Genomic DNA, 11,959 nt, shown 5'->3' with positions numbered 1-11,959 from the left:
TAACACTTGCTTACACTTCGCTTGATGCGGGAGACACTTTCGAAACAACATCCTGATAGATTCGTGACCTTGATTTAAGCCGAAAAGGTTGCGTGTAAAGTGCGAGTGAAAATTCTGGTTTGCGTTTTGACAGTGGTAGCGCTGAGTGGCTGTAGCGTTGTTAATCAGATTCGGATGCGGTTTGAGAATGACGACCTGACCGCCCGGTGGACGGACAAGCAAGATACGGTAGCGTTGCCTACACGCTACATCAGCAATAAACCCCATGTGCAGGTTGCGATAAACGGCGAGGAAGGGTTTTTATTTCTGGTCGACAGCGGTGCCTCCATCACCTACCTAATGGATAGCCCCAAGGTTGCAAATCTGAAGCTGGAGAAAGGTTTCGATTTAATTGCGGCGGGTTGGGGGGATGGCGATGATTCAACGGCCTATCAGGTTGCGGTCGAGCAACTTGACTTATCTGGTGTCAGCTTTGAAGGCGTCAGTATGGCGTATCTACCGGTATCAAAATCGCCTTACTACGAAAGACCGGATGAGGTGATTATTGACGGCGTGCTGGGGCACGATATTCTCAAACATTTTGTGTGGCGCTTTGATGAGAAACACAATCAGATAGACATCAGCCGAACGGCCTTTCGTCCCGGGCCAAATGATGTTGCAGTCGATTTCGACATATCCATGAGCAAATTGTCAGTACCGGTTAACATCGCATTGGGCGGCGGGCGAGTGATTGAACACGATGTGCTTATCGACACGGGGAGTCGACACTATTTTAAACTTAATCAAACCTACCTTGACGAAGAATCAATTTCACTGAACCTGCCTTCTGTGGAAGCGGCGGATTTTGGCTTAAGTGGTAAGGCGGTTCATCAACGGGTTACGTTACCCGGCATCACTATCGGCAGCATCCACATGCCCAATATCAAAACGAATCTCATTGTGTCTGACGACGCAGAAGATTTCTGGGTAATTGGCAGCGCCGCGCTCAATCAATACGTCACGGTACTGGATTATCAGCAGAACAAGCTGTTCATCACGCCGTACCCCAACCATCAGTTCAGTAGCCAGTTCAATCTGTTGGGGCTGGAGCTCAGAAAAATTACTTCAGGTCACTTTGTTGTCAGGTACATCATGCCTGATATGGCAACGGCTCATGTTGATATAAATGTTGGCGACATCATTACTTCCATAGGGGGGAGCGCGTCAGAACAGCTGACTGAGGATGAGTGGCTGACGATAAGTGATCAGCCGGGAGAATATGAAATCTGCAGACTGCGGGAGCCTGATACCGAGCAAGGTTGCTTTACGGTGGTGAGCGAGCCTATTGAAGGTTACTCAAACCGTTCTGGCTCGACAGACGTTTTCAAGCTTTAAAACAGTTTGGTGTACAACCAGTCAATGATATCCCGCCAAGTGATAATGCCGATGGGCTGATTACGTTCATTGACCACCGGCAGGCAGGAGACTTTAAACTGCCTAAATTTACTGATGGCGTTTTTAAGCGAGTCGCTTTGTTTGATTGAGACGGGTTTGCGAGAAAGGATTTGGTGTACGCGTTTGTCGAGGGTTGCCAGATCTTTGCTCGTTGCAGAGGGCTTATCCACGGTAGGTGTTGTGGCTTTAAAGTAGTCGCGGTCTGAAATCACGCCGATGAGCGTGTTGTTATTGTCGACAACGAGCAGGTGGTGAAATCGCTTGCGAATAAATTGATCGCGAACCATCGTGAGGCGATCGTCCATGTTGACGCTAACCACATTCTTGGTTATGAGTTTTTCGACCGACATACCGTTAAGTCTCAAGCCGTTTACGATAATTTATACTAATATTTTGCTAATCAAAATCAATAGAATAAATTGGCGCTTATTGAATGACGCGGCACAGAATGCATTGAGTAAAAATGCGATCAATTTCTACCGGCCACGAAAGGCTTAGCGCGCCAGGTAGCACGCATGCCAGTCGCTAAATCGCAGAAAAATTTCTGTCTTCCAGACTGTATGGATTAGCGTTTCACCCTATAATAATGAGTTGCGTTTCCAACCATAGACTAAAGAGTGTTTTATGCCGCAAGTCACCCCGTTTCACCTCGCTATACCGGTCACCGATTTAACGCGAGCTCGCGCATTTTACGGCGCGTTGTTGAACTGTGAAGAGGGACGTAGTAGCGAGCAGTGGATAGATTGGAATTTTTTCGGTCACCAGTTAGTCACTCACTGCGTAGCGGCAATGCCGCCAGCACCTGAGACTAATCAGGTGGATAACCATGCGGTACCCGTACCTCATTTTGGTGTTGTTTTATCGATGCAAGACTGGCAGCAACTGGCTGATCAGTTAACAGCGGCAAACATCGACTTTGTCATCGCGCCTTATATTCGTTTCAAGGGCAAGCCGGGGGAGCAGGCGACTATGTTTCTGCATGATCCGTGTGGCAATGCCTTAGAATTTAAGGCTTTTGCCGATATGGCGCAGTTGTTTGCGCGATAGCGTTAATTAGCCTAACTGCAGAATGAGAGCAGGCTCCGCCAAAAGAATGATCAAGTGTTAACTCGCTACGTTGCGAATCCAAAGCCCATGTCTCTATGGGCTTTGGAAAAACAAACAACACCTAAAAACGTTGCGAAAGCATAATTCCAAATTCGCGCGGAACACCCGGACGAACGAGCCGGGCGTCGGGGCCTGCTATCCCTGGCCCCTGAAAGTTTGTGTAGAATTCGTCGAACGCATTTTTTACATACACACGCGCCTCGAAATCCTCTTTAGCGTAGCCAACATTGAGATTAACAAGCGTAAAGCTATCATTTTTAAACTCTGCGGTATTAACGATATCCGAAAAAGAGCTTCCTTGATGCGTGATGTTACCACCGACATACCAGTGCTGATCGAAGAAATGCTTTGCACCGACGGCGGCAGTAAGGTCTGGTGAGAACGCAAAGTCAGCACCCTCTAGATTTCGTCCGGGACCATCACCGGCGTCGCAGGTTGCATCCGTAATGTCCTGTGCCGATGTGCCATCGACAAAGCAGAATTCATCAAACTGTGTTTCCGCGAGTCCGAATGAAGCGTAGACTTTGGTATCGTCGCTAACGCGATACTGAAGCTCCATTTCCAACCCGTAAATAGTTGATTCGCCCGCATTGACTGTGTCTGTGTCGAACAAACTTCCGTTGACGAATATGGTTAATTGCTGATCTTTCCACCAACCGTAGTACGCGTTTGCATTAAACACCAAGTCGCCGTCGAGGTGGAGTGAACGATAGGCCAATTCAACGTTATCCAGATACTCTGCATTGTACTCATCGATACTGCCAACGGTGTCGACGTCAATACCTCCGGCCCTATAGCCTCGCTTGTAAAACGCCGATACCGAACTGCTTTCAGTTAAGTCGTAGGTCACACCCACTTGTGGCAGAAAGGCATTGAAGGATGTACTTTGCAGCGGGTTGTCTGTTTGAGCAAGTTGATTGCCAAGCAAACCATTGACCTGCGTAATACCCCCGACAATCTCTGCCACTGTGGCTGGATCGAACCCCAGCTGTGTAGCCAGCTCACCAGAAGCCACAGGATCCGGTAGGAACGAGCCCTCGGCTAGAGAGTTGCGGGCGTTGGTCAACACGTCCTGATCTTCCTGATCATAACGAAAACCGGCTGAAAGTGTGACACGCTCGCTAAGTTGCCAGTCCCATTCGGTGAAAAATGCTAAATTGGTCGTTGCCGTTTCAGACGGGATCAATACATCAATCACTAGCGTTTCAGGGTAAAAAGGCAGCAGTACATTAGGTACGCCTAAACTGGCGGGATTGAGTGCGACAATCCCAGTCGTGTCGTTATCCAGATCGACTTCGGTATAATACACACCCATCACACCGCTGACGGTGTCACTCGTATAGGAAAGTCGAACTTCCTGCGCCCAGTTTTGGTCGTCAACGGCGCGACCACGGAAAGCGTCACCACCTTCGGGGCCACCATCATCATCATTAAATCGGCTATATTCGCCGCTAATGAACGATGTTACCGCGCGCACCGACCACGTGTCGTTGACGTCGTACTGTACGTCCACTGCCGCACTGTAGCCTTCATAGGTTTCTTCAGAAAGCAGGTTTGCACTGTCCTGATAACTGTCGATGGGCTGCAAATCAAACCGATACGAGTCCCAGCCAATTTCCTTTTTAGCGTATTGAAGGGTCAGTTGCACAGAAAAATCATCAGATGGCGCGTACAAGTACTTTGCTCTGAATACGTGACTGTCTTCGGGGTTATAATCTGCATCCAGCAATTCGTTCTCAATATAGCCATCGCTGGAAAAGGTTTCGGCTGTCAGCCGCAGCGCGGAGTCATCCCCAACAGCGAGATTAATCATACCTTCGCCGGAATAGGTACCAAAATTGCCGACCTGACCGCGCACTGCAGCGTCAAACCCCGATAGATCAGGGTCATTGGTTTCGACAACCACTGCTCCGATCAACGCTTGTCGGCCCACATTGGTAGATTGTGGGCCACGCAAAACTTCTACCTGCTTAACGTCCCATAGATCGCGTGGACCGAAACGTGTCGCAAACCCGGTAAACGCAACGCCATCCATGTAAAAACTGCCCAGCTCACCATTTCCGCCACCTGTCGCGGAAGCGTTTTGTGTAATACCACGAATACCAAAGTTTTCCCCGTTATCGAGAGAGAAAACATTCGCCGTGGTGAGATAGGCGTCATCCAGATCAAGCAGGCCAATATCGTCGATAAACTGTTCTGAGATCACTGCAACACTTTCCTTGGTGTCTTGCAGCGTTCTCTCAATTTTCTGGCCGTAAACGACAACCTTTTCAATGTTGTCGCCTGTTGTGGGCTGTTCATTGGCTAAGGCCGTTGGAGAAAATGCCATAGTGCTCAAGCCTGCACTGACTAACAGGGATAGATTCGTACGTTTCATGTGGGTTCCAATCAATAATTTCGATGCAATCTTAATGCGAACGATTATCACATGCAATAATGTTTACTTGTTTTTATGGGTACACTATACTGAACAGGTTTTATTCGGATTGAGCACATGATGCAATCTTCACGAAAATCAACTTTCAGTAGTCTTAAATCGCGGCATTCCTCAGCGCTGCTCATGTCGCTTTTAACGGCAACGGTCATGATCCCGGGTATGACAACCTACTTACCGCTCTCCGCAGCTGACAAAATCGGTATTCCAATCTTTCTGTTTCCGTTTATCTGGGTGGGTTTATTCCTCTATTCCTACATGGCAAATAAAAGCCGTCACGCGTGGGCGGTATTGACTCTGCTGCTAGTCAGCCACCTTGTATTGTGTATTTTGGCATTGCGATAGGAATTGTTGATGAAAAGTCTCGCCGTTAAAAAATTGTATAAAGTCCACAGTTGGGTTGGTTTAATCACGGGTATTTTACTGTTTGTTATCGCGTTCACAGGTGCGTTGTCGGTATTTGGCAGGCCGGAAATAAAAATCTGGGCTAACCCCGATATTCGTCACGGCATTGAAATGGATGCGGCCCAGATTGAAGCAGTGGTGCGTGAACAAGCTGCCGCACTGCCTGAGGCCTATCATCAAGAGATACTGATTTTTTTGCCCGGCACGCGCACTTATCCACATCTCACTATCGTTTTTGAAGATCATGAAAATCAGCACGCTGTTCTACTTACCGTTGATAACGAAACGATGTCGGTCATTAACCAACGCGAAGGAACGCCACGCGAAGTATTTGCGGCCCGACAGGTCGATATTGCTGACTTCATCGTGGATTTTCACGCCGATCTGCACTTGGGGCGCCCAGTCGGTCTTTTATTAACGGGCTTACTCGGGTTGACGCTGATGGCGTCTATTGTCACTGGGTTCATCATCCATCGGCAAAAGCTCAGGCAACTGTTTACCTTTCGCTGGAAAAAAAGTACCGACATCACGCTGGCAGACTCGCATCGTTTATTTGGTGTGTGGGGGCTGCTTTTCAATGGCGTCATCGCTTTTACCGGCGCTTTTCTGGGGCTGGCTACCGTACTGCTGATACCCGCTGCTGCCTTCGTGAGTTTTAGTGGTGATCAGGAAAAATTAATCGATACGTTTAATACCACGCCTCAGCCGGTATTGGCGCAGGTGCATCAACCAACCCAAATTGCGCCGGTACTCACACATGCCACGACGTTTGACGAAGATATGCGGGTTGAAGTCGTGACCATTTATGGATTCGATGATCAGAATGCCAAGGTGTACGCCAGCGGCGTGGGCAGTGAGGCGGTTGCTCGTCAACTGCTGTCTTATCAGGGAGCAACGGGCGATTTTATCGAAGCGTTTGGTCAGTTTGGTAAAGTGGGCGGCATATCGGCACAAATTCTGGACCTGATGTTTCCGCTTCACTTTGGGAACTTTGGTGGTATTTTTGTTAAACTGCTTTGGACGTTGCTGGGTGTCAGCACTGCACTATTACCACTGAGCGGAATGATGATGTGGATTGAACGAGGGCAGCGTAGTGCGAATCCACAATACTCACATAGCACTTACCAACGCTTTAATCGGTTGGTCATTGGCTTATGCGGAGGCCTTGTGCTGGCCTGTGCAGCACTATTTCCCGCACAATTGATATTGCATGAATTGCCAGCAATATCCTCCAACAGCTTTTTTATTGGAAGTGTATTTTTTGGTGTTTGGTTACTGAGTAGCCTTTTCATGTTTGTTATTCGCGATGTTAAGGCTGCTGCGTCTGTCTTAGGCTATATAACAGGCGGATTGCTCGTGCTCACCGTGCCGCTCAATATTTGGCTCACTGGCGACAATCCGGTATCGCTGATGCTCAACCAACAGTGGGTATCTGCAACCATTGATATTTGCCTATTGATACTGGGTACCCTAACGTTACGGTTAATCTACCAACTTTCAAAATCCAAGCAACGCTCAAAACATAATGAAGCGTCACTCAACATTCAAACGAATCAGCAGGAGGCGCAATGATGACGGTTGTAATCGTTTTTGCGTCGCTGTTGTTTCAAACGGCGGGGATCTGGTTTTTACGCGACGGCAATGCATTCACGTCAACAGCCAGTAAACAGTTTCTGGCGTGTATTCTGTTTGTGATTTCCTGCGTCATGTTGTCGACGGTTTTCGGTGTGCTGGGCGGCATTATTGTCAGTGTGGCGGCGGTCAGCCTTATCGGAATGCTAATGCCAATGCTAGTTAGTCGCCGATTGCAAAGCAACGACCTGAAACAAAATGTTATGGACTAAAACGTTAAGTTCATTGTTGTAAAATCCATACAAAACCGCAGTTTCAAAAATACTGAAGTATGAGGAAACAGTAAAAATGCACAGTAATAACAATTGTTTCACGGTCGTAATAAGGCTCAGTTTTATGAGCCTTCTCCATTAGCCAGTAGTGGTGCCTTTAGCCTCTTCCTCGGTCAAATCAGTAACCTGGGTAGTAAGAGTTCCATGTCCTCCACAGTTCCCTAAACAAGAGCCTCCAACGAATGATACGCCGCCGCCAGTTGTAGTCCAGCCGCCGCCAGCGGAAACGCTTGAGCTTGCATTCGAACTTTTCGAATCACCCTCATATAAGTTGCTGACGTCGTGATTCATATCTTGCTGGACCGCCCCGTTGAATTGATCGTGTCCTTTAGAGATTAGCTGACTATATAGCGATGTTGATTATTTCTTTCTAAAGCCAAAATCAGGCTTTTCACCATTGATCATCATGTCAAAGTACTTTTGAAAACGCCGTTCGCGAGTTTCCGCTTTTTTTGCTGTGGTTAGGCCATAAGCAATCGCATAGCGGTTAGATTTTGCTAACGAATCGTAAAATGCTTTTGCTTTGGGTTTACGCTTAAGTGCATCAACAAAATCTTGTGGCACGTCGACTTCACTAGGAGGTAGATAGGCATTCTCCCAGCGACCATCTGCTTTTGCCGCTTCTACGTGAACCAGGCCAGGCGCTTGCATCCTACCTTCTTTAGTAAGGCGCTCGACATGCCGAGTGTTGATTTTTGACCAAGCGCTTTTCGCTCGTCGGGGCGTGATACGTTGTAAATAGGCGTGCTCATCATAGGACTTCTTGACGCCGTCGATCCACCCCCAGCACAAAGTTTCAATAACCACATCATTCCAGGTAACTGACCTAACGTTGGAGCTTTTTTTATAGATCTTCACATAAAGCTCCTCTTTTTTATCGTGATTATTACGTAGCCAGGTATTGAGTGACTTCGAGGTTTTAAAGGCTTTGATTTTTGCAGTGGTTGGCGTCGGCATCACTTTCCTCATGGAGTCTTTTTACGTAGGCAGAAAGATTTTTGTCTTTTTCGTTTTTGAATCTGACATTTAACTTTTCAAAGCGAGATATGCGGTCCAACCGAAAATTTCGAAAATCATTGCGCAGTTCGCACCATCCTGTCAGCAACCAAACGGGGCTGAACGACGTTAATGCCAGAGGGCGTATTGTCCTTTGAGATTTCTTTTCGGTTAAATCCAAATAATCAAACTTCACAATTTGCCGTTGGCGAATGCACTCTCTCATTTCAGTAAAGCTGACTTCCCATGGGATCTTGTAATGGCTGGGTTGAGAGAATGTTGTAATCTGTGACAGCTCTTGCAACAGCGGGGCAGAAAGTGTCGCCTGTATCTTTTGATAGGCACTCACTGCCTTCTTGGCAAAGGCTTCATCGGTCCAATTTCGCACCATATTCACGCCTAATGCAATGGCTTCAATTTCATCGGCGTCGAACATGATTGGCGGCAAATGGTATTTTTTATCAATAACATAACCCACACCCGCCTCACCCTGAATAGGCACGCCTGAGTCTTTTAAATCCTGAATGTCCCTATACAACGTGCGAAGACTGACTTCAAAATGCGCCGATAGGATTTCTGCGGTGACCGCGTAATGCATTCGACGCAAATAATGCACAATTTCGTTCAACCTTTCCGCTTTACGCATGATGAGTGTGGCTAATCCAATATTGATGTTTTTAGGCTAACTCAACACTACTGACACCAGATGTCAGGAGTCAATGTCTATCATCATTTTGCCAACAAATATCGACAACAGGAGAATAGCAATGATTGGCTACATCACACTGGGCACAAAAGACCTGAATCGCGCAGGAGCATATTACGACGACTTACTTGCCACTATCGGCGCAAAACGATTTATGGAAGAGCCCGATTATTTTCTTGCCTGGGCGCGTTCCGAAAATGAATGCTCTCTCGCAATCACAGTGCCATTCGATAAACGGCCTGCTTCGGTAGGCAATGGCATCATGGCAGCCATTGCGCTTGAATCCCCCAGTCAAGTGGATGCATTTTATAAAAAAGCGATTGAACTGGGTGGTACGTGTGAAGGTAAACCGGGGTTTCGGCCGGAACAAGCGACATCAGGTTTCTATGCGGGGTATTTCCGTGATCTGGACGGAAATAAACTCAATGCCTTTTGTATGGTGAAGGCGCACTAGCCCTTATGCGCTAATCTTCGGAGGGACCAAGTTTAGCGCTTTTTTGTGTGCAAATCGCCACACCTGATGTGGCCTGCTACGATTTATTTGTCTCCATTGGAGTAATATTGTGGCAACCGTGAGCATAAGACTAAATTTAGATTTAGTAGAGAAAGCCACTATCATGGGCAAGGCACTGAACCGCACAACACTCAAGCAGATCGAGCACTGGGCTAAGATTTGTGAGATGACGGAAGACAACCCAGACTTTCCGGCAAAAATGTTAAACGCGCCGGTGAGTATGTGTCTCAACGAACAGAGTGAACGAGCTTGACTGGTTTGTTATCTCTTACCGCCAATTTACCTCAAGCTCCTTTTCATGTTCGGCACAGTCTTTTAAATATAAATTGATAAGATTCTGATACGGAATACCATTTTTATCAGAAAGCTTTTTAAAATAACTGATTACATCTGGGTCTAGTCGAATTGTGATTTGCTTTTTCAGTTTTTTAGCGTACGGATTAGATACTGAATCTGAAAAATCATAATTTTTACGCATGTTTAAACACCTCATATGACTTTCGTTCATGTTTGTCAGCTTTGCGAGCAGAAATGATACGTATGATATTTTCTTCATCTCTAAAGCAATGACACACGACAAGAAGTTTTTCATTCTTGCTTTGCCCTAAGATTATAAATCATTCTTCAAAATTTGAACTATCTGGATCTGGGATGAGACGAGCAAGATCATCAAAAAATACAGTGGATGCTTCATTGAAACTGACGCCGTGCTTCCTAATATTGGATTCAGCTTTTGCAGAATCCCACTCAAAATTCATTTCTTCCATAACTACAATGTAGTTACGTTAATCGAAGAAAACAAGGTGTTTGCGCCACAGCGAATGATGAATCGTTTTCATTCGGTCACCTCCACAACCGCTTTGCCTCTGCCGCGTGCTTCTGACGCTGCGGTTAATCCTTGCTCGGTTTTCAGGATCACGTGCAAGTCACCGAATTCACTTTCCCGTAGGTTGTAGCCCATATCGACTAACGCATTCAGCGTCGACGCATCAATGCCCGGGTGGTGTCGGATCAGGTGTTCTGGCAACAATTGGTGGTGGAAGCGCGGTGTGTTCACCACTGCTTCAACGGGCATATTAAAGACTAGCGCATTGAGGATTGACTGATACACCGAGGTTAAAATAGTGGTGCCACCGGGTGAGCCTGTTACCATTTTTACGCGACCTTCTTGCAATACAATCGTGGGTGACATGGAGCTCAGCATGCGCTTGTAGGGGGCAATAGCGTTGGCTTTACCGCCAATCGCACCGAAGAAATTAGGCACGCCTTCTTTGGCGGAGAAGTCATCCATTTCATCATTCAAAATAAATCCTGCGCCTTCAACCACAACGCCACTGCCAAAACTTAAATTGATGGTTGTTGTGTTGGATACTGCGTTGCCCATGCTGTCGACAATCGAGAAGTGCGTGGTATCTTCACTTTCTTTCAAGCCCGGCTTAACTGATTCGGTGAGCGAAAGCTTGCCAAGCTGAATGGGGGCGGCGCGCTGGTCGAGATAGTCGTCGTTAAGTAGATCCCCGGTAGGGACATCAACGAAGTCGGGATCGCCGAGGTATTCGCCGCGATCGGCGAAAACTCGTTTACCCACTTCAGCAAGCACATGCATGTAATCCACACTATTGTGTTTCATCTCAACGCCTAGGCGTTGCTCAACGCGATCGTACATGCCTAACCATTGCAAAATAGCGATACCGCCTGAGCTGGTCGGTGGCGACGTCACTACTGTGTAATCGCGCCATTGGGCCGTGATGGGTTGGCGCCACTGAGCGGTGTATGCGGCGAGATCGTCTTCGTTGATCAGACCGCCGTTGTCTGCCATAAATTCGCTGATGATGCTGGCGGTTGTGCCACGATAAAAGCCATCAGCGCCCTTGTCGCGTATGCGCATCAAAGTAACAGCAAGCTCTGTCTGTACAAAGGTTTCCCCGGCTTTCGCATCCGCAAAAAACTCGGCAAAGTTGACGTCGATGTCTCGCGCTTCAATACGTTCAATATAACGCGAAATACGCCCGGCCAGTTTCTCTGGTACAACAAAGCCCTCTGCGGCTAACATCACCGCTGGCTGAACCAACCGAGCCCAAGGTAATGTGCCGTGTCGCTGGTGTGCCTGCCACATACCTTCTACCGTGCCGGGAATGCCAGCGGCCAATGTGCCAAACAGTGACGCATAGGGGATCACGTCACCGTTTTCATCTAAGTACATGTCGCGATGCGCTCGGCCCGGTGCCATTTCCCGGTAGTCCAGAAAGTGCTGCTGGCCGTCTTTATGAATAAGCATAAATCCACCGCCGCCGATATTACCGGCCTCAGGGTAGGTCACCGCCAATACAAACTGTGCTGCGATGGCTGCATCAACTGCATTCCCCCCTTCATTTAACACGGCCAGTGCGGCATCGGCGCTAAAACTGTCGGGCATAGCAACAGCATGTTGCGTCAATGCTTTCGGTGCGGGTGCGGGT

At 47.6% G+C, this 11,959-nt stretch carries 13 protein-coding genes and 1 pseudogene; 7 read left to right on the top strand and 7 right to left on the bottom strand.

What is annotated here, in order from left to right; all coding sequences use genetic code 11:
• The first annotated feature begins 105 nt into the window (after nt 1-105).
• Entirely contained in the window at nt 106-1,374 is a 1,269-nt protein-coding gene (locus KIU71_RS06135) for an aspartyl protease family protein (RefSeq protein ID WP_214130302.1), read from the top strand.
• On the opposite strand, the gene KIU71_RS06130 is transcribed toward KIU71_RS06135, so the two are convergent.
• Entirely contained in the window at nt 1,371-1,784 is a 414-nt protein-coding gene (locus KIU71_RS06130) for a CBS domain-containing protein (protein WP_214130301.1), read from the bottom strand. The genes KIU71_RS06135 and KIU71_RS06130 overlap by 4 nt on opposite strands.
• A gap of 274 nt (nt 1,785-2,058) precedes the next feature.
• Here KIU71_RS06130 and KIU71_RS06125 point away from each other — a divergent pair, with 274 nt between their 5' ends.
• Nucleotides 2,059-2,481, top strand: a complete 423-nt coding sequence (locus KIU71_RS06125) for a VOC family protein (RefSeq protein ID WP_214130300.1) — start codon at nt 2,059-2,061, stop codon at nt 2,479-2,481.
• A 121-nt stretch (nt 2,482-2,602) separates the two neighbouring features.
• Here the strand turns inward: KIU71_RS06125 and KIU71_RS06120 are convergent, their stop codons facing one another.
• Nucleotides 2,603-4,918: a TonB-dependent receptor gene (locus KIU71_RS06120; RefSeq protein WP_214130299.1), complete on the bottom strand. Its 2,316-nt coding sequence runs from the start codon at nt 4,916-4,918 to the stop codon at nt 2,603-2,605.
• Between the two features lie 117 nt (nt 4,919-5,035).
• On the opposite strand from KIU71_RS06120, the gene KIU71_RS06115 reads away from it, so the two are divergent.
• Genes KIU71_RS06115 through KIU71_RS06105 form a run of 3 tightly spaced genes read left to right on the top strand, consistent with a single transcriptional unit; the run spans nt 5,036 to nt 7,224 of the window.
• Complete coding sequence (locus KIU71_RS06115) at nt 5,036-5,320, top strand: hypothetical protein (RefSeq protein ID WP_250207314.1); 285 nt, start codon at nt 5,036-5,038, stop codon at nt 5,318-5,320.
• A 9-nt stretch (nt 5,321-5,329) separates the two neighbouring features.
• Nucleotides 5,330-6,952, top strand: a complete 1,623-nt coding sequence (locus KIU71_RS06110) for a PepSY-associated TM helix domain-containing protein (RefSeq protein WP_214130298.1) — start codon at nt 5,330-5,332, stop codon at nt 6,950-6,952.
• Nucleotides 6,949-7,224 (top strand): hypothetical protein, encoded by a 276-nt coding sequence (locus KIU71_RS06105; protein ID WP_214130297.1) that lies wholly within the window; start codon nt 6,949-6,951, stop codon nt 7,222-7,224. The genes KIU71_RS06110 and KIU71_RS06105 overlap by 4 nt, the downstream gene beginning before the upstream one ends.
• A 420-nt stretch (nt 7,225-7,644) precedes the next feature.
• Here KIU71_RS06105 and KIU71_RS06100 read toward each other — a convergent pair whose 3' ends face one another.
• Both KIU71_RS06100 and KIU71_RS06095 read right to left on the bottom strand, forming a co-directional pair.
• Entirely contained in the window at nt 7,645-8,241 is a 597-nt protein-coding gene (locus KIU71_RS06100) for a YdeI/OmpD-associated family protein (protein WP_214130296.1), read from the bottom strand.
• Complete coding sequence (locus tag KIU71_RS06095) at nt 8,204-8,926, bottom strand: helix-turn-helix transcriptional regulator (RefSeq protein ID WP_214130295.1); 723 nt, start codon at nt 8,924-8,926, stop codon at nt 8,204-8,206. Before KIU71_RS06095 ends, KIU71_RS06100 begins: the two co-directional genes overlap by 38 nt.
• Nucleotides 8,927-9,047: 121 nt before the next feature.
• Here KIU71_RS06095 and KIU71_RS06090 point away from each other — a divergent pair, with 121 nt between their 5' ends.
• Together KIU71_RS06090 and KIU71_RS17935 are read left to right on the top strand one after the other, a co-directional pair.
• A complete protein-coding gene (locus tag KIU71_RS06090) occupies nt 9,048-9,440 on the top strand; it encodes a VOC family protein (protein WP_214130613.1) in 393 nt (130 codons plus the stop codon).
• A gap of 118 nt (nt 9,441-9,558) precedes the next feature.
• A complete protein-coding gene (locus KIU71_RS17935; RefSeq protein WP_449224073.1) occupies nt 9,559-9,753 on the top strand; it encodes a TA system antitoxin ParD family protein in 195 nt (64 codons plus the stop codon).
• 15 nt (nt 9,754-9,768) lie between these two features.
• Here the strand turns inward: KIU71_RS17935 and KIU71_RS06080 are convergent, their stop codons facing one another.
• The 3 genes and pseudogenes from KIU71_RS06080 to ggt all read right to left on the bottom strand — a co-directional run bounded on the left by KIU71_RS06080 (nt 9,769) and on the right by ggt (nt 11,937).
• Complete coding sequence (locus tag KIU71_RS06080; protein WP_250207313.1) at nt 9,769-9,978, bottom strand: BrnA antitoxin family protein; 210 nt, start codon at nt 9,976-9,978, stop codon at nt 9,769-9,771.
• Nucleotides 9,971-10,258 (bottom strand): annotated as a pseudogene (locus KIU71_RS17795) (BrnT family toxin). Before KIU71_RS17795 ends, KIU71_RS06080 begins: the two are co-directional and overlap by 8 nt.
• 77 nt (nt 10,259-10,335) lie before the next feature.
• Nucleotides 10,336-11,937 (bottom strand): gamma-glutamyltransferase, encoded by a 1,602-nt coding sequence (ggt, locus tag KIU71_RS06065; RefSeq protein WP_250207348.1) that lies wholly within the window; start codon nt 11,935-11,937, stop codon nt 10,336-10,338.
• Nucleotides 11,938-11,959: the final 22 nt, after the last annotated feature.

Source organism: Alteromonas oceanisediminis, from assembly GCF_018474025.1.
Classification (GTDB): Bacteria; Pseudomonadota; Gammaproteobacteria; order Enterobacterales; family Alteromonadaceae; genus Alteromonas_E; species Alteromonas_E oceanisediminis.
Note: the sequence above shows the minus strand (reverse complement) of the source record. Positions and strands in the feature narration are given on the sequence as shown.